This is a genomic window from Brevibacterium sp. S111, from assembly GCF_004745075.1.
In the GTDB taxonomy this organism is placed as follows: domain Bacteria; phylum Actinomycetota; class Actinomycetes; order Actinomycetales; family Brevibacteriaceae; genus Brevibacterium.
In genome coordinates this window covers 239,021-257,002 of record NZ_RHFH01000006.1, presented here as the reverse complement: position 1 = coordinate 257,002, position 17,982 = coordinate 239,021, and the positions used below count along the sequence as shown (strand labels likewise).

Sequence of the window (17,982 nt, the reverse complement as noted above, 5' to 3'; positions counted from 1 at the left end):
AAACCCGACACGGGCCGAGAGGAGACGAATCTTCTCTACGGGACGGGATTCAGCGTCGAGGATGGCAATGGGATCCAGAAGGGCTGGGGCGGCAGAACCCGGTGAGAACCAGCATCGACACGCCCTGACCATACACACATTTTGGCCTATAACCCGCAGATGAGTGCCATCCGGCAGAGTCGACTGCCGGTGTGAATGACGAAGAACCGCCACCCGGATCATCCGAATGGCGGTTCTCGCTCTGTGGTGCACCCCCCGGGACTCGAACCCGGAACCCACTGATTAAGAGTCAGTTGCTCTACCAATTGAGCTAGAGGTGCGTGCCGCACATGTTGCGCAACGAGAATTAATATTACTCAGGTGTTCGCCGATCATGCAAACCGAGATCGGCCCCCGTCCGATTTTGTGATGAAGGTCGCAAGCCCCTGGTCAGAGGCCCGCAGCGGGACAGCCCGGAACGTCACAGATACATGCCGGAACTGGACTGCTCGGCAGGTTCGGCGATCGCGTGGACGTCGCGCTCACGCAGGAGCACATAGACCCGCCCCTCGAGCTCCACCTCGGCGAGCTCTTCGGGGTCGTAGAGGACGGTGTCGCCGAGGTTGGCCTGCCTCACGTGCGGGCCCGCCGCCACGGCCCTGCCCCAGACGAGGCGCCGGCCCATGCTGGCGGTGGCGGGGATGACGATGCCCGCCGAGGATTTGCGCTCACCGGCTTCCGCGCCGGGTTCGAGCAGGATCCGGTCATGGAGCATCCGGATCGGCAGAGCGGCATCAGCCACGCTTGCCCCGACCGGACAGGCCGACGATGAGAGCAGCAACGCCGAGCACGGCGCCTGCACCGAGCGCAATGATCTCGGGCTTGGGTGAACCGTCTTCCTCGACGACCTCTGACTTCGCCTTGTTGACGGCGCGCGTCGCGAGCACCTTCGGGTGGATGCGGCCGACGAGCTCGTCGATGTTGTCCGCGATGCGTTCCTCACGCAGACGGATTGACTCCGCGAGCTGTGCAGGTGTTGCCTGGTCGACGGTCACATCTGAGGTGTAGACGTTGTCAGTCATCGGGTCGAGTCCTCCCGGTCGAGAATGCATTCTTGCGCCTGTGACCTTGTGCCACAGTGCTTCGCTGTCCAGCTTAGCGGCTGGGCACAGTGAGTGTCAGATATCGGGCGCGGTTCGACGGAATCTTACGATTTCGACGATTGCGTCGTCCGGCATGGCCGGGTAGTGGTCGCGGAGGTTCGCACGATAGCGGTCCAGGCCGCCGGGTCGGCTGAGTTCGAGGTCTGCTGCACTGAGTTCGCTGAGTCGTTCTGCCGTCACCGAGGTGATGCTCACGGGGACGGCACCGTGCTCGGTGCCCTCGAAATAGGCCAGTGCGGAACCCGTGCGATGGGCTTCGTTCCAGCGCACAGTCAGTGTCTTCGTTCCGTCCATGACCGCCTCGCGGTAGCGGGCGTTGAAGCGCAGCAGCCGCATCGGTGCTGCGTCGGGGTGGCGGTAGGCGTGGGGGAGGAGCGCGGGGATCGGCGCGATCGACCGCTCGCCGGTGGCTTTGTCGGGGATCGCCACGAGGGCGTCGGGGTGGAGGTCGAGGATGACCTGCCGGCAGCGTCCGCACGGTGCGAGCAGTCCTCGGTCGTGGTCGCCGACCGCGGCGATGGTGACCAGCGGGCCCGCTCCTGCGGCCGCGGCGCTGCCGATCATCACGAGTTCCGCGCAGGGTCCGCCGGTGAAGTGGTCCACGTTGACCCCGGTGTGGATGCGGCCGGTCGTGTCCATCGCGGCCGCGGCGACGGTGTGGTTCGCGTCGGCTCCGAGCGTCCGCGCGAGGTCCTCGGCCGCGGCGATCACGCGCAGTTCGGAGTCGAAGAGATCCATGTCAGCGATCTTAGGCGAGGAATGCCGGATCGGACCGGGTCGAGGAGAAGAAATCGCTCACCGAGGCGGCCGGACCACTTCCGCGGCCGGCCTCAGTCCTGCTTTCCGCGACGTCCCATGAGGTAGATGATGAAGCCGACCGCGGCCATGCCCGAGGCGGCGAGGACGAAGACCGGCCAGGAGCTCACGATCGTGGAGATGATGGACTCGCCGAATGAGGTCGCCGGGTGCTGATTGGCCCGCGGGGAGGGTTGGTCGCCGCCGGTGATGAGATCGGAGTCGTCTTTGGGGGCAGGCTCGTCGGGGTTGCGCGGTACCGGGTCGGAGTAGTCCGGTTGGTGTTCGGAGTCCTCGTCTCCGGGCAGCCATTCGTCGCCGGTGGTGCCGGGGATGGTTTCTCGCCCGTCCTGCGAGCCGTTGCCGTTCGAGGGGTCAGGAGTGGTGCCGTCGGCGTCGGACGTGCCGAGCGTGGAGCCGGAACCGTCCTTGTCCGAGTCCTTCTCGTTGTCTTTGCCTGAGTCCTTGTCTTTGTCTTTCCCTGAGTCCGAATCGGATGCGGAGCCTTCGGAGTCACTGTTGCCTGATGCCTCGGCCCGCGAATCGGTGTCGGAGTTCGAGTTGCGTCCGTCGGCGTCTTTGTCGGACGACGAGTTTCCCTGACTCTTGAAATCGGAGTCCGTCGAAGTGTCGCTATCGTTGCCTGCAGATGTCTTGCTGGCGGAAGAAGCACTCTCGGAATCGCTGCCGTTGTCGCTGTCGGCACGGGCCCCGTCGGAGTCTTTGTCCGCAGAGTTCGACGAATCGCTGTCAGCGGTGGACTTCGCGTTATCCCCAGCGGTAGGAGAGGCGCTGTCGGACCCATCCTTGTTCGCTTCTGAGCCTGCAGTTCCGTTCTCGGATCCATCTGCTTCATTGCTTGAGGACCCGTCATCGGAGTCCGGGTACTCATGACCGGAGACGACCGTGACTTTCCCGTCCTTCACATTGAATTCCCAATCGGGGTCGTCTGTGAACCCGGTGAAACGTACCGGTTCTCCGCCGCTTGCAGGCACAACAAAGCCGTCTGAACGGAGCATCAGGTCATCTGGAACATTTGTCTGAGTGGCCGCGGAAGGCAGAGGAGTCCCGCTGTCATCGGTGCTGTTGCCTTGGCTAGTCGATTGCGAGGAGTCTTTGGAGGCAGAGTCCGAGGCCCCTTGGACCGGAAGACGAACTGGCTGTCTCTTCCGAAGTTTGAATTTCTCCTTCTCCCAACTCTGAGGCATGCTGCCCGGTTCATTCGCGGGTGAGGGAACTCGCAAAGTCTGGTTGTCTTCGTCCCAGCTTGCTGGGAGCGGTTCATCGGTCTCGCACGGCCCGTCTGTGCCCGGAACCGGCTCGTCTTTTTCAGGGGCCTTGCATGCCGTGTCGTAGTCGGGATCCGGATCGGAACTGCCCCCGGCTTCAGTCTCGCCTTCGACCTCGGTGACCCCGTTGTCGGTGCTGGAGCCCTCGTTCTTCGAGGATCCGGTGTCGGAGCTGCCCTCGTCGGCACCGGAGGAATCGTCCGCATCGGCACTGCTGGCCGCCTCGGTGTCGGCTGTGCCTGCCGCACCTGATTCGGCGGAAGGGGTCGGATCCGGCTCGGCGAATGCGGGGGTGATCGTGCTGGAAACAGGGAGTGCTGCCAGGGCAAACGCAGCGCCGATAGCGGCGATTCTGCGGTTGAACTGGCGTATTGCTGGCACTTCGTTCCTTCGCGGTGGGGATTCCGACTTCATTCGGTCAAGGGGACATGACGGGCAGGCAGGTCGTTGCCATCTTAATATCTTGAACAGATGTGTAAAAGCCTCGGGGGTGATTCGCCGTGGCGTGCTGCCGGGGCGAGGGGCGGCTCAGCGATCGTGAGCCTCCGACTTCTTCGGGTAGGCCCGAACGGTGGAGTCGTCACCGAGCACCAAGGCTTCGTTGCCGTCGTCGACGACTGCAAGCAGGTCGGTGTCGGTCTTGAACGCCTGCTTGCCGGCGAGCAGGCAGGAAGTGCTGGTGTCCATTGTGCAGGGCACGATCGTGCCGCGCGGTTCGGAGAGGTGGATGTCTCGGCTGGAGACGTCCATGAGCAGCAGGCCCGACTGCAGGTCGAAGAGGTAGGGGCCGATGTAGGCGCGTTTGCCGGCTTGGCCGCGGACCCACGTCTTCTCGCCGACGATGTCGGTCGTCGTCGTCACGGTCGAGAGGATGGAGCCGTCTTCGAGGGAGTGGACGACGAGCTGGATCCGGTGGCCCGAATTCGTCGAGGCGCCCTGCTCGCCCCACAGGGTGATGGTCTTGCCGTGGCCGGCCGAGATCCAGTCGATGATCTGGAATCCGTCGGCGGGGCGTTCGAGTTTGATGTTGCGTTCGGCACCGGTCTTGATGTTCTTCGCCTTGACCGGGCCGTGCCAGTCGGAGCTGAAGAGCTCATCGTTGTCGATGGCCATCGGGGTCGAACCCGCCTGTGGGGTCGGCACGTTCTCCAACCCGTCGGCGCCGAAGGTCGACAGCTTGTTGCCGGATTTGATGAGCACGCTCTTGCCGGCCGAGGTGATGCGAGCATCCTTGGGAAGCTGGTAGGACTTCGGCTTCTTGTCTCCGTCGAAGAGCGCCTCGGCGGTGTCGCCGGACTGCCACAGCAGGGCCGGGCGGCCATCGATGATGGTGTCGACGGCGAAGGTCGGAGACTCGTTGATCTTGGCTTTGTAACGAGTCTTGCCGGTATCGGAGTCGAGGACTTCGAGCCTGCCCTTGTCGACGAGGAGGATGCCGCGATCGGAGGCGGTGACCGAAGCGCGCTTGGGCACCTTGGCTTCCCAGACCGGGGAGTTGTCGAAGCTCGGCACGACGTCGCGGGTCTTGTCGACGGAGAGTTCTGAGGCCGGATTGACCTGCTGTTCCGAACCGATCGTCTGCGGGGTGTCGTCGGAGTCGACGGGGACGATATTGGGCACGACGAATGCGCCGATCATGAGGATCGCCATGCCGATGAGGACGAGACCCGGAACGGTGATCTTCTTCAGCCGCTGCGGGCGGCTGCGAGAAGAGTGTTTGCGCACCCGGGTCTTCTTCACCTTCGGCGCTGCGGGAGCGGCCGGGCCGGAGAACGGGGTGCCCTGCGGATAGCCGTCATTGTCGGAATTCGGTGGCTCCGTCTGCCCTGCCGCCGCGTCGGCAGATGTGCTCGCGGCCGCCTCGGCGCCGGCGGGGGATTGGTCGGTGGCCGCGGTATCGGCTGTCCCGACCTCGGGCGGTGCTGCATCGCCGCCGGTCGCAGGCTTCGGTGCGGATCCGACTTTGCCATGCGCATCGATGGAGATTTCGGTCTTCTTCTCGCCGTCGTCGATCGTCACGGTCAGGGGAGTGGCGGTTTCTCGGGCATAGTCGCCGAGGTACGAGATGGCCTCCCCGATGTCCGAATAGCGACTCGTCGCCCCATTGAGGGAGATATAGGTGAACTCGTCTTCAGAGACGGAGATCAACGCACGAGTCATGTACAGGGTTCCTTGGGAGGTTGTCGAGGACAGGGCCGAACCAATCCTAATGAATGTCGAGGACTGCTCCTACCAGTTTTCTGAAACCGTTATACAACGCTACTGAATCGTTGCATGTGAGGAGATCTGCGTCTCATTGTCCGCAATGGGCGGCCCGAGTTTGCCCGCGTCGAGTGGGTGAGGTTAGGATATATCTTGCTGTCTGCACCAGTGGTGCAGCGCATGTGGTGGGTATAGCTCAGCTGGTAGAGCGCCGCGTTGTGGTCGCGGATGTCGCGGGTTCAAGTCCCGTTACTCACCCCGATCGGGAAGCCCCGTGAGCCTTGGGAGATTAAGGATCACGGGGCTTCTGCCGTTCCCGCAGTTCATAATGGTGGACATGACCATCGACTGCTCCCTGACGATCGTCGGCAGCATCAACGCCGATATCACCGCCACCACCGCCCGACTGCCCGCCGCCGGAGAGACCATCGGCGGCGGCCGGCTGAGCCGTTCGCCCGGAGGCAAGGGCGCGAACCAGGCCGCCGCGGCGGCACGCCTCGGTGCGCGCACCCGAATGATCGGCGCGGTCGGTGCCGACGCCGAAGGTCAGGCGATGCTGCAGGCTCTGCGCAGAGCCGGGGTCGACGTCTCTGATATCGCCGAGGTGGACGCAGAGACCGGGACCGCGCTCATCATCGTCGACGCCGCCGGTGAGAACCAGATCGCCGTGTGCGAGGGCGCGAATGCCCTGGTCGGCCTCGACGGCGTGGAATTCGCGAAGAGTGAGGCCGTGCTCACGCAGCTCGAGATCTCCATGGACCTCATCACCGAACTCGCCGACCGTGTGCCCGGCTTCCTCGCCGTCAACGCCGCACCCGCCCAGCCCCTGCCCGCCGAGGTGGTCGACCGTGCCGATCTCCTCATCGTCAACGAAACCGAATACTCCCTCCTGCCGCAGCTGCAGGACGCGAAGCTCGTGGCCGTGACCTATGGTGCTCGCGGTTCGGCACTGGTGGCGCGTGGCACGCAGATCGCGTTCGCCGAGGCGGTCCCGGCGATTCCCGTGAGCACCGTGGGAGCCGGGGACGCCTTCTGCGCGGCCCTGACCATCGGGCTGCGGTCCGGGCTCGGCCCCGAGGCGGCGCTGCAGGCGGCGAACGCCGTCGGTTCCGCGGCCGTCGAGGACATCTCAGCACAGCCGGAGTTCGATCGCTTCGAGACGTACCTGCCGGGCCGCGAGCGACCTGGCAGACTGGAATCGGACGAACCCGAGTGACCGTCACGGCCACAGGGACCGCGCCGGCGCAGACCCGCGCACTCCCGACCGCCCGTGAACCATCCCACCCCTCGAGGAGGACCAATGACGAGGACACCCGCCTACGACCCGTCTGTGTTCACCGGACTGAGCGCCTTCCCGCTCACCCCGATGCGCGGCGAAGAACTGGATGAGGAGGCCTTCATCGGACTCGTCGAAAGGCTCGTCCTCGCCGGTGTCGATTCGATCACCGCGCTCGGGTCGACAGGGTCGTATGCCTACCTCGACGGGCAGGAGCGCGCCCGAGTCGCGCAGCTGACGGTCGAATCCGCTCTCGACATCCCCGTCCTCGTCGGCGTCGGGGCGCTGCGGACGAGAGACGTGCTGGCCAATGTCGCCTCCGCCGAGGCGGCCGGGGCACAGGGACTTCTCCTCGCTCCCGTGAGCTATCAGCCCCTGACCGACGACGAGGTCTTCGAACTCTTCGGCACCGTTGCGTCCTCCACCGACCTGCCGATCGTCGTCTACGACAATCCGGGCACCACGCACTTCACCTTCTCCACCGAGCTGTACGCCCGCCTGGCCGCGCTCGACGGTGTGGCGTCGATCAAGATTCCGGGGTTCGCGCTCTCGCCATCGGGTTGGGACGAGCGCATCGGGGAGATCCGCGCGGCCGTCGGCAATGAGGTGTCGATCGGCATCTCCGGCGACGCGTTCGGCGCCGAGGGGCTCAACGCCGGCTGCGATGCCTGGTACACGGCTGTCGGCGGCACCCTGCCCGAGCCGATGCTCGAGATCACCCGCGCGGCCGAACTCGGCAACGCCGATATCGCGCGTGAGCTCTCCGCCGAACTCCAGCCGCTGTGGGACCTCTTCACCGAGTTCGGCGGCAGCCTGCGAGTGAGCGCATGCATCGCCGAGCACCTCGGTCTTGTGGGTGCGAACAGTCTGCCTCTGCCGATCCAGGACCTCGACGCGGATGCGAAACTCAAGGTCGCCGAGGTGGCCGACCGCCTCGATCTCGCCTGAGCCCGGTTCGGTCGCGGCCGGGGCGACTCAGTCGATCTTGCCGATGGGTTCGCGCTTCTCGGCTTGGAACTGGTCTTCGGCGCGGCCGCTGGCCCAGTATGCCGAGATCGACAGTGCCTCCCTCGGCACCTCGCGTTCCTTGAGGATCTTCCGGATCGCCTTGACCCTCTCGCGCTCGCCGTGGGCGAAGACCTGCGGGGTGCCCGGCAGCCAGTCGAGTTCCTGCACGCTGCTGATGAGCTCCTCGTACGATTCCACCCACTTCACGTCGATGCCGGCCGGTGCCTCGGGCAGCACACGGTCGGCCGCCTCGGCGACATAGGCGACGATGACACCGCGCGCCTCGGCGGGCATCGCCTCGATCGCCGAACTCACTGCGGGAATCGCCGAGTGGTCGGCGATGATGAGGTGCCAGTCGGATTCGGCGGCGGGAGCGTACTTGCCTCCGGCGCCGACGAGGACGAGCGTGTCACCGGGAGCGGCGGCCTTCGCCCACGGACCGGCGATGCCGTCGGCATCGTGGATGACGAAGTCGATGCTCAGCCATTTCTCGTCCACATCGATCTCGCGGATCGTGTAGGTGCGGCGGCTCGGCAGCTTCTCCGGCGCCTGTTCGCGCAGCTCGGTGAGGTCGTAGGGCGGAACGAGACCGTGGGCGGGGTCGGCGAAGAGGAGCTTGACGTACTTGTCGGTCGCATCGTTCGAGGTGATGTTGTCGAAGGTGTCATCTCCGCCGAGGCGGACCCGCACCAGGTTCGGCGTGACCTCGGTGACGTCGAGGACGGTGAGGATCGCCTGCGGGCGGGCCGGTCGGGCAGTGCGTTCGGGTGTGGTCGGTGCGGTCGTCATCAACGGCCTTTCTCCAGCGATTCGGTTAGGCTCACCTTATCAAACACCCTTGTGGTGTCCACGGCCGGGTACGGTCACCGGGAGCGTTCGGCCATCTCCCGGCGGCGGTCGTCACGGATGCGCTTGAGCCCCTTGACGGATTTGAGCGAATCGAGGATCGTCACGCCCGGCAGCGCCGAGTTCGGACCCTTGCACTGCATCATGTCGTCGGGGTCCATGAGCACCACTCGGGTGCCTTCGTCCTCGAGGCGGGACAGGGCCTCGGTGAGCATGGTCCGGGCCACCGAGTTGATCTCGTTGACCCGTCGCAGGTCGAGCACGAACGTGTCCGTGCTCGATTCCGGTTCGTCCATGGCCCGCAGCACGTTCTCCGAACCGCTCCACTGGATGAGTCCCTGCAGGCTGCAGATACGGACTGTCTTGCCCTGACCGTCGACGAAACGGCGGTCGCGGCGGATGATCGAGCGTGCCGGTTCTGGGGCGTCCATGATGTGCAGGCTCAACCGGTCGGAGAGGTCTTGGAAGATCTTCGCCCCCCGCACGCTCGTGCCGTGCTTGTCCAAGCGCGGAGAGAACGTGGAGATGCCGACCTGACCGGGCATGACTCCGAAGACTCCGCCGGAGACGCCGCTCTTGGCGGGGATCCCGATCTCTGTCATCCAGTCGCCGGCGGCGTCGTACATGCCGCAGGTCATCATCACCGCGAGCACCTGCCGGTTGACTCGGGGAGAGAGCACCTGCTCCCCGGTGAGCGGGTTGAGGCCGCCGCCGGCCAGGGTCGAGGCCATGATCGCGAGGTCCTTGACGGTCACGAGGATGGAGCACTGCTCGATGTAGCCGCGGACGACCTCGTCGGGGTCGTCGTAGAAGATGTCGTAGGACCGGAGCATGTTCGCGATCGCGACATTGCGGTAGGCCTCGCGCCATTCGCCGTCGGCGACGTTCTCGTCGATGGTCAGCTCCCGGCCGGCGAAGCGCGAGAGGCCCGCACGAACGATCTCGGTGCGTTCGGCCAGGCTGGCGCCCGGATCGCCGATGATGGAGTGGATGGTCATCGCACCGGCGTTGATCATCGGGTTGAGCGGTTTGCCCGACATCTTGTCGAGTGAGAGCTCGTTGAACTTCTCACCGCTGGGTTCGACGCCGACCTTCTCGAAGACCCCGGCCAAGCCTTCCTGTTCGAGGGCGAGCCCGTAGATGAAGGGCTTCGACATCGACTGGATGGAGAATTCGTGATCGGCGTCCCCGGCGGTGTATTCGATGCCGTCGAGGGTGGAGATGCAGATCGCGAGCTTCTCCGAATCGGCCGCGGCGAGATCCGGGATGTAGTCCGCATTCTCTCCGGACCGATCGGGACGGAAACGGTCGAGCGTCTCATCGAGGAAATCCGGGATGGGCGATCGCATAGCACCTCCTGCAGCAGTTGTGGTTGTCCGCGCGGCCGCGGCCAAGGGATGTTCCAGGTCTGGCACCGGTTGTCGCACCCCCGGCACCGCGCTCGATCATACGGTGGGACCATGACCCGGACCAAGCTGTTCCTCATCGGGCTCGCAGTCTCGGCCGTGGCCGTCATCATCGTCGCCGTCCTCGTCGTCGCGTCGATCATCCGGTACACGGCACCCCGGGGACAGTCCCAGCTCCTGCCCGAGACCGCGCTGACCCCGGTGGAGATCCTCACCGAGGCGGCCCCGTCCACAGACGGCACGCTGACCATCCGTCAGCGGATGAGCTTCGAAACACCGCCCGAAGGCGATGATGCGGTGGGGCTGTGGATCAGCTCCGCCGGTCTGGGGCGGAAGCCGGCCAGTGGCAGCCGTTTGCGGATGATGCCCGAAGCATCCGAGGTCACCGGGGTGGAGCTGAGCACAGAGGAGGGGTCGACCCGGGAGTCGCCGAAGACGGCGGGAGACCTCGACATCGACGTCGAGACGAAACGCGAGGAGGGCTTCGACTACCCCTCGGCTCATTTCTCGTTCCGTCCGCAGGATGCTGACGGGATGCCGACGACATGGGGTGAGGGACGCCACGTCGTCGAGCTCAGCTACGTCCTCGACAAGGTCTTCCTGACGGTGGAAGGGGAGGAGTTCCTCGTTCTTCCCGTGCCCACACTCGGTGCGGGGAGGACGACCACGACGACGCACACGCTGTCGATCGACACCGACGGGCCGCTGTACTGCCCGGTGTCGAATACCGATTTCGACCTCATGAACGACTGCACGGACAACGACTTCGCACAGGTCGATGATGCGCACCCAGACGAGGAGTCGAACACCGACGAGGAGTCGACGACCCATGATGGCACCGCACCTCACAGCGGCGATGAGCGAGAGCACAGCAGTCGGCTGATCGTGAGAAGAAGCTACGGCAAGAACATCGACGTCGTCGCGTTCGCACCGCCGGAAGGCATGACCGTGCCTGCGGCCCGTCCCTACAGCAGAGGCTGACGGCAGTGAGTGAACGACAACTGCGACCTGGCCGACGAACCGGGCCGGGCCTCCGACTCGGATCTGCCCGCCGAATCGGACGCATGGTGTCCACGCTGCCTGCCCTGATCCTATCGGCGGCCGCAGTCGTGATGATCGTCGTCGGGCTTCTGCCCCGCGGTGCGGATGCGGCCCCGAACCCGATGCGGAGCAAGAAGGCGACGCATACGGTGAGCATCGCCGCCGACGGCAGCTACACGGTGCGGATGGACACGCAGTTCGATCTTGCGCTGCCGACCAGTTGGACGTTCGGTGGTGAGATCTACGACGGGTTCCGTCTGCCCGACACCGAATCCCCGCTGCCGCCCCACCTGCGGGCGGAGTATTCGCAGCCGCAGGGCAGCATCGATTCGGCTCCCGGTGAGGCCGGCGTGGACAAGCACCTGCATTCCGTGGACATCGGCTTCTCCACCGGAGAGCTCGATCCCGGGCTCCACAGGGGAGTGCTCGACTACGCAGTCTCCGGTGCCGCGGTCCCGGCGCAGACGGGGCGAGAAGAGAACGGCCCGGAGGCAGAAGATGCGGGCGGGGAGTCGGGCGTGGTCGTGTATTTCCGACCTCTGGACCGGGGTGAGGTCATCATCGAATCCGAGGTGCCGATCACCGGTGTCGACTGTGAGGAGCTGGCGCCGCACGGTCAGCCCTGCGGGGAGAGGGCAGGTGAGAGGTGGACCGTGGACGGTGAGGACCTGCTGCGCGATGGTCAGAGCATCGACGCCGTGCGGATCACGCTCGACGCCGATCCGAGGGAACTGGCCGATCCCGTCATCGATCCCTGACCCGCAGGATCACTCCCGGGCCGACCTTCGCCGCCGCGGGTCCTCGCTGCCGTCCGCGGCCGACTGCAGCCGGGACCGATCTACCCGAGCCCTCCGGAGAGTCGCGCGTGCAGAGTCTCGGTGTACTCATTCATTCCGACGATCTTCACACTCGTGCCCAAGGCTTCGTATTTCGTCACGATCGCGTCGAGGGCGGCCACGCTCGAGGCATCCCAGACATGCGATTCGCTCATATCGATGACGACCCGGCCGGGATCGAGGACGTAGCGGAACTGGGTGGTCAGATCGTTCGACGACGCGAAGAAGAGCTCGCCGCGGACCGTGTAGTGAGCCGTCGCCTCGGTGACTGTTCGTTCGACGGTGACGAAGTGGGCGACGCGGCGGACGAAGAGCACGCTGGCCACGAAGACGCCGGCGACGACGCCGATGGCGAGGTTGCCGGTGGCGACGACGACCGCGACGGTGGCCACCATGACGAAGGTCTCGGACTTCGGAAGCATCCGCAGAGTGGAGGGACGCACCGAATGCCAGTCGAAGGTGTCGAAGCAGACCATCATCATGATCGCTGCGAGCGCGACCATGGGGATCATGCCGACGATGTCTCCGAGGACGACGACGAAGACGAGCAGGAACGCACCGGCCATGAACGTCGAGATCCGGGTTCGGGCTCCCGAAGCGCGGACGTTGATCATCGTCTGCCCGATCATTGCGCAGCCGCCCATCCCGCCGAAGAGGCCGGAGATCATGTTCGCAGCCCCTTGGCCCCAGGATTCGCGCGTCTTGTTCGAGTGGGTGTCGGTGATCTCGTCGACGAGTTTGGCCGTCATGAGCGATTCCATCAGTCCGACCAGAGCCATCGCCAGGGAGTACGGGGCGATCGTCGACAGAGTCTGCCAGGTCAGCGGCACGTGGGGGATGAAGAGTTCGGGCAGGCTGCGCGGCAGTTCGCCTTGGTCGCTGACGGTGGGGACGTCGATGGCGAAGACGACGGCGATGCCGGTGATGAGCACGATCGTCACCAGCGGAGCGGGCACGACCTTCGTCAGTTTCGGCATGAAGACGAGGACCGCGACGCCGATCGCCAGCAGCGGGTAGACCAGCCACGGCACTCCGATGACATGGGGCAGCTGGGCGGCGAAGACGAGGATGGACAGAGCGTTGACGAACCCGACCATGACGCTGCGGGGGATGAAGCGGATGAGCTTCGCGACACCGGCGACGGCGAGCAGGATCTGGAAGACTCCGGCGAGCATGACGGTGGCGATGAACATGTCCATGCCGTGCTCCCGAGCCACCGGGGCGATGACGAGGGCCACTGCCCCGGTCGCCGCCGAGATCATGGCCGGTCTGCCGCCGAGGAAGGCGATCGAGGTGGCCATGATGAACGCGGAGAACAGGCCGACCTTCGGGTCGACCCCGGCGATGATCGAGAACGCGATCGCCTCGGGGATGAGGGCGAGTCCGACGACGAGGCCGGCGAGGACCTCGCGGGTGAGCAGCCGTGGCGAGGTCAGCGCGGTGCGCACGGAGGGATCGGGTCGCCAGCGCGAAGAGTCGTCGTCCGTCGCGGCGGGAAGAGGTGTCGTCATTCCAGGCTGACCCCGGTGCCGTGCAGCCGGACCTTCAGCCCCGCCTCCGTGGCCGTGATGTCGGTGAGTTCGAGTCCGGCGGGCAGGAAATCGAGGTCGATGACGATATCGGAGATCGCCGAGGTGAGGAACCCGGGCAACCGGTCGAGGGAGAACTCAGCCGAACCGAGCCGAATCGTCGATGCGTTGACCACTGCACGCCTGCCGTCGGCCTTCGGGTCGATGCCGACGAGCAGATCCTGACCGAACATCGAGCCCTTGAGGGCGAGCTCACCGTCGTCGGTGGTGAACTCCATGCCCTCCGGCAGCGAAGCGTGCTCGGCGGCGAGCTCATCGAGGGTGGAGTGGGGCAGGACCGCAGTGGCGTCGACGGTGCCGACGGGACGCGAGGTGTCGGTGGGCACGTCGTAGAGCTTCGCATCGACATCGGCGAAGTCGACGCCCTCGTAGTTCGCCTCGGCGGCGGTGATGTGCACCGTATCGAGCTTGCCGGCCGCCATCTGGGTGAGCACCGGGAAGCCTTCGACCGCCACCTCGGCGTCCCCGTAGGACTCGAGGCTCTTCGCGATGCGCTGCTCGGTCATGTAGTCGACGACCCGATCGGCGGCGATGGCCCCGATGATGAGGGTGAGGACGATGACGATCGCGGAGACGATGATCGTCGTCCGGCGCCGCCGCGGTGGGCGGCCGTTCTGCGGCTGCGGGTATTCGAGGGTTCTGGCCGTAGTCATGGGCTCCATTCTCCCGCACTCGCGTTCGGGCGGCATCCGCCGGTCGCCTGTGCGCACTCATTTACCTGGGACGGTGCCGGCTCTAGGATGACGATATGGAATCCCAGCGCACACAGGACATCAGGACGGTCTCCGCCCGCATCAACTCCTTCCACTCTTCGATCTACTTCTCGTCGACGGTCGGCGCCGAATATGCCGAGCACGGACTCGAACCGGGAGTCGAAGGGAATATGGCGGCCCGCTCGGCACCCCTGGGCCGGGTGAATCCCGGGGTCGTCAGCGCTGCGTACTACAACTATTCGCCGAACTTCGTCGCCGAGATGCTGCCGCGCCTGTGGGAGCGGGTGAGTCCGGAGGAGATGGTCCAGGCCCGCTTCGACGCCGTGAGCGCCTATATGGCCGAACTCTTCGGTGACCGCGACGACATCGCCCTGCTCACCGAGGCGGCCACCCAGATCACCGAAACGCTGACCCCCGTGCTCGCCGCCATGGACTTCTCCGGGCGGACCCTGGCCGCGGCCACCGCCGACGTCATCGGCCGCCACGAGCCTGCCACCGCCTTCGAACGGCTGTGGGACGTGGCCACCGTCGCACGCGAATTCCGCGGTGACGGCCACGTCGCCTCGCTCGTCACCGCCGGTGTTCCCGGCATCGACGCGCTCATGCTCGATGTCGCCACCGGGGCCTCATTCCGCCCGCGTGCGGCGCAGAAGACCCGCGGCTACACCGATGAGGAATGGCAGACCGCACAGTCTCGGCTCGCCGAGGCGGGGCTGATCACCGTGGGCACGGACGACCGCGGGTTCGACCTGCCCGCCATCACCGAGGCGGGACGTGAGCTCAAGGACCAGGTCGAAGCGCTCACCGACGGCACCGTGGCAGCGGCCTGGTCGGTGCTCAGCGATGAGGAGATCGCGGCGCTGCTCTCACCGACGCGGACGCTGATCAAGGTCTTTGCGCAGTCCGGGGCCTTCCCCGCGACGATCTTCGCTCAGCCGGCGAAGAAGGCCGGCTGAGCCGACCCTCCCGCGCCGGGGAGCCTCAGAGCTTCGCGGCGCGCTCAACATGCGAACGGGCGTGTTCGATCGCGGTCGGCAGGTCGTCGAAGAGGTGCTTGTGATGGCGCAGCGCGCCGAGCACCCCGACATGTCGGAACAGTTCGACGTGACCGGTTTTCACGCCCTTGATGAGGACGGTGATTCCGCGGCGTTCGAAGGCACGGACCACCTCGGAGAGGATGCGTGCGCCCGTGGCATCGACGAGTTCGAGCTGGGACATGCGCAGGACCACCACGACCACCTCGTCGAGTTTCGTGACTTCGTCGAAGACCCGGTCCGAGGAGGCGAAGAACAGCGGGCCGTCGAAGCGGACGATGGCGATCGACTGATCTCCGAAGTGCGGGTCCGCCTCATCCTCGACGCGTTCGATCGTCACGCCGGTGGCCCGGGAGAGATTGCGCAGGGCGAAGACCGCGGCGACGACCATGCCGATCCCCACGGCCACGATGAGGTCGAAGGAGATCGTGATGAGTGCGGTGACGATGAAGCCGATGGCATCCGAGCGGGTCGAGAGCATGATCGCGCGCAGCGTCGACAGGTGGATCATCCGCACAGCCGTGACGAAGAGGACTCCGCCGAGGGCGGCGAGCGGGATCTGCCCGACGGGTGCGGCCGCGATGAGGACGATGACGAGCAGGACGAGGGCGTGGACGATCGAGGCCAGACGAGTGCGTCCGCCCGCTCGGATATTGACCGAGGTGCGGGCGATCGCACCGGTGGCGGGCATGCCGCCGAACAGTGAGGAACCGATCGAGGCGATGCCCTGCCCGACGAGTTCCCGGTCCGGATGGTAGGCCCCGGAGTCCGACATCGACGCGGCGACCCGAACCGAGAGCAGCGATTCGATCGCGGCCAGCGCGGCGATGGTTCCGGCCGCCGGCAGCAGTCCTGCGATCTGGCTGAGGTCGATGGAGGGGATCGAGGGGGCAGGCAGCGACTGGGGGATCGTGCCGATCGTGGCCAGGGGGTTGGGGATGAGTGCTGCGAGGACGGTGACGATGATGATGCCCACCAGGGACCCGGGGATCGAGGGGTGGATCTTCGGGGAGACGACCATGCACACGACGACGATGCCCACCGCCGCCAGCGAATAGGGCGCATAGGTCCAATCGGCCTCGGTGATCAGCTGGGTCGCGGCGACGAGGGCGTTCGTGCTGTGTTCGCCGGGCAGCGATTCCTGCGCCGTGGTGACGAAGGGGACCTGCTGGAGGAAGATGATCGCGGCGATGCCGAGGGTGAATCCCTCGATCACCGGCCACGGGATGAACGACACCGCGCGTCCCAGACGGAGCAGGCCCGCGGCGACGACGATGATGCCGGCGATGAGGGTCACGGCGACGACCGCCGAAGCTCCCTGGCTGGCGACGATGGGCACGAGCACGACCGCCATCGCTCCGGTCGGCCCGGAGATCTGGATGTGAGAGCCGCCGAAGACGGCGGCGAGGAAGCCGGCGACGATGGCGGTGACCAGCCCCTGCTCCGCCGTCAGACCCGAGCTGACGCCGAAGCCGAGGGCCAGCGGCAGGGCCACGATGCCGACGGTGACTCCGGCGAGGAGGTCCTTCGGCCAGGAGCGCGTCGTCTCGCTGTAGTCACGGAACGAGGGAAGCAGCGACCGCGTGTGTCGCAGGACCGATCCCACCCGAGCCGAGGTGCCGTTCGGTGCGCTCACGACTGCGACCCCTTCGCGGCTCCGCCCGCGATCTGCGGCAGGGACCTCGCCTGCGCCAAGCGTCCCTCATCGTCTTCGAGCATCGAGACGAGCAGGGCCCGGGCGACGGCGAGCAGCTGTTCGGTGCGGCGATCGGCGAGGCGGTAGTAGACGTGGCTGGCCCGGCGTTCGGACACCACGAGGCGGTGCCGCCGCAGCACCGCCAGATGCTGGGACAGGTGAGAGGCCTCGAGCTCGGTCTCGGACTGCAGATCGGCGACGCTGACTTCGGTCCCGTCGGCAAGGAGTTCGAGGATGCGGATCCGATAGGGATGGGCGAGTCCCTTGAACAGGTTCGCCTTGACCTCGTAGAGGGGGCGCTGACGTTGATCTAATGGCATGATGGAATCATCATGTCACGGACGAGGCCGTGCACGCGAACCGATCTCAGGCTGTGCACTCGAACCGGCCTCGGAGGGCGACGGGCCGAGAATGCGCGGTGCCGCGTCGAACGCGGTCAGCGGACGGACGGCTCGGGAGCGCTCAGCTGGTGCTGTCCGCGGCGACTTCGGCGGCGATGGCCTTCGCCTCGTCGGAGCTCGGGCCCTCGGCGGAGAACACGGCCTTCCGGTAGTACTGGAGCTCGATGATCGAGTCGATGATGTCACCGAGCGCGCGGTGACCGCCGTGCTTGGCCGGCGCCTGGAAGTAGGCGCGGGGGAACCACTGCTTGCTCAGTTCCTTGATCGAGGAGACGTCGATGATCCGGTAGTGCAGGTGTCCGACGAGTTCGGGCATCTGCTTGGTGAGGAACACCTTGTCGGTGCCCACGGAATTGCCGCCCAGCGGAGCCTTGCCCGACTCAGGGACATGCTTCTTCACGTATTCGAGGACCCGCTGCTGCGCCTCGGCGACGGTCGTGCCGGAGTCGAGCTCGGTGATCAGGCCGGAGGTGGTGTGCATGTTCGTGACGAACTCGTTCATGTTCGCCCGCGCCTCGGCGGAGGGCTTGATGACGATGTCGATGCCGTCGTCGAGGCGATTGAGCTCGAAATCGGTGACGATCGCGGCCACCTCGATGAGTTCGTCTCTGACCTCGTCGAGGCCGGTCATTTCGCAGTCGATCCACACAATTCTGTCGTTGCTCACCCGCCCAGCTTAGGCCACGGCAGAGGTTCGGGGCATCTCGG

17 protein-coding genes and 2 tRNA genes are annotated in these 17,982 nt (G+C 65.9%); 6 read left to right on the top strand and 13 right to left on the bottom strand.

The features are described 5' to 3' along the window. Nucleotides 1–244: 244 nt before the first annotated feature. From EB836_RS09265 to EB836_RS09235, 6 genes are all read right to left on the bottom strand, one after another. Nucleotides 245–320, bottom strand: a tRNA-Lys gene (locus tag EB836_RS09265). Nucleotides 321–460: 140 nt separating this feature from the next. Then, nucleotides 461–781, bottom strand: coding sequence for a co-chaperone GroES (locus EB836_RS09260; RefSeq protein WP_135539653.1), 321 nt, complete (start codon nt 779–781; stop codon nt 461–463). Beyond that, nucleotides 774–1,061 (bottom strand): DUF3618 domain-containing protein, encoded by a 288-nt coding sequence (locus tag EB836_RS09255; protein WP_135539651.1) that lies wholly within the window; start codon nt 1,059–1,061, stop codon nt 774–776. Before EB836_RS09255 ends, EB836_RS09260 begins: the two co-directional genes overlap by 8 nt. Before the next feature lie 96 nt (nt 1,062–1,157). After that, entirely contained in the window at nt 1,158–1,880 is a 723-nt protein-coding gene (locus tag EB836_RS09250) for an ASCH domain-containing protein (protein ID WP_135539649.1), read from the bottom strand. Between the two features lie 92 nt (nt 1,881–1,972). Then, on the bottom strand, nt 1,973–2,863 hold the full coding sequence (locus EB836_RS09245) for a hypothetical protein (protein WP_135539647.1): 891 nt from the start codon (nt 2,861–2,863) through the stop codon (nt 1,973–1,975). A gap of 891 nt (nt 2,864–3,754) precedes the next feature. Next, on the bottom strand, nt 3,755–5,386 hold the full coding sequence (locus tag EB836_RS09235) for a hypothetical protein (RefSeq protein WP_135539643.1): 1,632 nt from the start codon (nt 5,384–5,386) through the stop codon (nt 3,755–3,757). 227 nt (nt 5,387–5,613) lie between these two features. On the opposite strand from EB836_RS09235, the gene EB836_RS09230 reads away from it, so the two are divergent. The 3 genes from EB836_RS09230 (at nt 5,614) to EB836_RS09220 (ending at nt 7,652) form a co-directional block, all read left to right on the top strand. Then, nucleotides 5,614–5,686, top strand: a tRNA-His gene (locus EB836_RS09230). A 79-nt stretch (nt 5,687–5,765) separates the two neighbouring features. Beyond that, on the top strand, nt 5,766–6,644 hold the full coding sequence (locus tag EB836_RS09225) for a ribokinase (RefSeq protein ID WP_167854405.1): 879 nt from the start codon (nt 5,766–5,768) through the stop codon (nt 6,642–6,644). An 84-nt stretch (nt 6,645–6,728) separates the two neighbouring features. Beyond that, nucleotides 6,729–7,652 carry a dihydrodipicolinate synthase family protein gene (locus EB836_RS09220; protein ID WP_135539640.1) on the top strand — a complete coding sequence of 308 codons (924 nt, stop codon included), beginning with the start codon at nt 6,729–6,731 and terminating at the stop codon, nt 7,650–7,652. A 27-nt stretch (nt 7,653–7,679) separates the two neighbouring features. Here EB836_RS09220 and EB836_RS09215 read toward each other — a convergent pair whose 3' ends face one another. Continuing rightward, the gene (locus EB836_RS09215) at nt 7,680–8,501 is read right to left on the bottom strand and encodes a siderophore-interacting protein (protein WP_135539638.1); all 822 of its coding nucleotides are present in this window, start codon (nt 8,499–8,501) and stop codon (nt 7,680–7,682) included. Nucleotides 8,502–8,575: 74 nt separating this feature from the next. Beyond that, the gene (locus EB836_RS09210) at nt 8,576–9,907 is read right to left on the bottom strand and encodes a glutaminase (protein WP_135539636.1); all 1,332 of its coding nucleotides are present in this window, start codon (nt 9,905–9,907) and stop codon (nt 8,576–8,578) included. A gap of 111 nt (nt 9,908–10,018) precedes the next feature. On the opposite strand from EB836_RS09210, the gene EB836_RS09205 reads away from it, so the two are divergent. After that, the gene (locus EB836_RS09205; RefSeq protein ID WP_135539634.1) at nt 10,019–10,945 is read left to right on the top strand and encodes a hypothetical protein; all 927 of its coding nucleotides are present in this window, start codon (nt 10,019–10,021) and stop codon (nt 10,943–10,945) included. Between the two features lie 83 nt (nt 10,946–11,028). Next, nucleotides 11,029–11,763, top strand: coding sequence for a hypothetical protein (locus tag EB836_RS09200; protein ID WP_135539632.1), 735 nt, complete (start codon nt 11,029–11,031; stop codon nt 11,761–11,763). Between the two features lie 80 nt (nt 11,764–11,843). On the opposite strand, the gene EB836_RS09195 is transcribed toward EB836_RS09200, so the two are convergent. Both EB836_RS09195 and EB836_RS09190 read right to left on the bottom strand, forming a co-directional pair. Then, the gene (locus tag EB836_RS09195; protein ID WP_135539630.1) at nt 11,844–13,352 is read right to left on the bottom strand and encodes a SulP family inorganic anion transporter; all 1,509 of its coding nucleotides are present in this window, start codon (nt 13,350–13,352) and stop codon (nt 11,844–11,846) included. Beyond that, complete coding sequence (locus tag EB836_RS09190) at nt 13,349–14,083, bottom strand: DUF2993 domain-containing protein (protein ID WP_135539628.1); 735 nt, start codon at nt 14,081–14,083, stop codon at nt 13,349–13,351. Before EB836_RS09190 ends, EB836_RS09195 begins: the two co-directional genes overlap by 4 nt. 95 nt (nt 14,084–14,178) lie before the next feature. On the opposite strand from EB836_RS09190, the gene EB836_RS09185 reads away from it, so the two are divergent. After that, the gene (locus EB836_RS09185; RefSeq protein WP_135539626.1) at nt 14,179–15,099 is read left to right on the top strand and encodes a hypothetical protein; all 921 of its coding nucleotides are present in this window, start codon (nt 14,179–14,181) and stop codon (nt 15,097–15,099) included. 25 nt (nt 15,100–15,124) lie between these two features. On the opposite strand, the gene EB836_RS09180 is transcribed toward EB836_RS09185, so the two are convergent. From EB836_RS09180 to orn, 3 genes are all read right to left on the bottom strand, one after another. After that, nucleotides 15,125–16,813: a SulP family inorganic anion transporter gene (locus EB836_RS09180; protein ID WP_135539625.1), complete on the bottom strand. Its 1,689-nt coding sequence runs from the start codon at nt 16,811–16,813 to the stop codon at nt 15,125–15,127. Continuing rightward, nucleotides 16,810–17,193, bottom strand: coding sequence for a metalloregulator ArsR/SmtB family transcription factor (locus EB836_RS09175; protein ID WP_135539623.1), 384 nt, complete (start codon nt 17,191–17,193; stop codon nt 16,810–16,812). The genes EB836_RS09180 and EB836_RS09175 overlap by 4 nt, the downstream gene beginning before the upstream one ends. Nucleotides 17,194–17,335: 142 nt before the next feature. Then, nucleotides 17,336–17,941, bottom strand: coding sequence for an oligoribonuclease (gene orn / locus EB836_RS09170; protein ID WP_276606433.1), 606 nt, complete (start codon nt 17,939–17,941; stop codon nt 17,336–17,338). Nucleotides 17,942–17,982: the final 41 nt, after the last annotated feature.

What these genes read in the sequence shown, in the direction of transcription:
- EB836_RS09200 (WP_135539632.1), top strand. Translation starts at nt 11,029, where the DNA reads ATGGTGTCCACGCTGCCTGCCCTGATCCTATCGGCGGCCGCAGTCGTG.
- EB836_RS09220 (WP_135539640.1), top strand. Translation starts at nt 6,729, where the DNA reads ATGACGAGGACACCCGCCTACGACCCGTCTGTGTTCACCGGACTGAGC.
- EB836_RS09250 (WP_135539649.1), bottom strand. Translation starts at nt 1,880, where the DNA reads ATGGATCTCTTCGACTCCGAACTGCGCGTGATCGCCGCGGCCGAGGAC.
- EB836_RS09215 (WP_135539638.1), bottom strand. Translation starts at nt 8,501, where the DNA reads ATGACGACCGCACCGACCACACCCGAACGCACTGCCCGACCGGCCCGC.
- EB836_RS09205 (WP_135539634.1), top strand. Translation starts at nt 10,019, where the DNA reads ATGACCCGGACCAAGCTGTTCCTCATCGGGCTCGCAGTCTCGGCCGTG.
- EB836_RS09255 (WP_135539651.1), bottom strand. Translation starts at nt 1,061, where the DNA reads ATGACTGACAACGTCTACACCTCAGATGTGACCGTCGACCAGGCAACA.
- EB836_RS09175 (WP_135539623.1), bottom strand. Translation starts at nt 17,193, where the DNA reads ATGCCATTAGATCAACGTCAGCGCCCCCTCTACGAGGTCAAGGCGAAC.
- EB836_RS09210 (WP_135539636.1), bottom strand. Translation starts at nt 9,907, where the DNA reads ATGCGATCGCCCATCCCGGATTTCCTCGATGAGACGCTCGACCGTTTC.
- EB836_RS09225 (WP_167854405.1), top strand. Translation starts at nt 5,766, where the DNA reads ATGACCATCGACTGCTCCCTGACGATCGTCGGCAGCATCAACGCCGAT.
- EB836_RS09195 (WP_135539630.1), bottom strand. Translation starts at nt 13,352, where the DNA reads ATGACGACACCTCTTCCCGCCGCGACGGACGACGACTCTTCGCGCTGG.
- EB836_RS09235 (WP_135539643.1), bottom strand. Translation starts at nt 5,386, where the DNA reads ATGACTCGTGCGTTGATCTCCGTCTCTGAAGACGAGTTCACCTATATC.
- EB836_RS09185 (WP_135539626.1), top strand. Translation starts at nt 14,179, where the DNA reads ATGGAATCCCAGCGCACACAGGACATCAGGACGGTCTCCGCCCGCATC.
- EB836_RS09190 (WP_135539628.1), bottom strand. Translation starts at nt 14,083, where the DNA reads ATGACTACGGCCAGAACCCTCGAATACCCGCAGCCGCAGAACGGCCGC.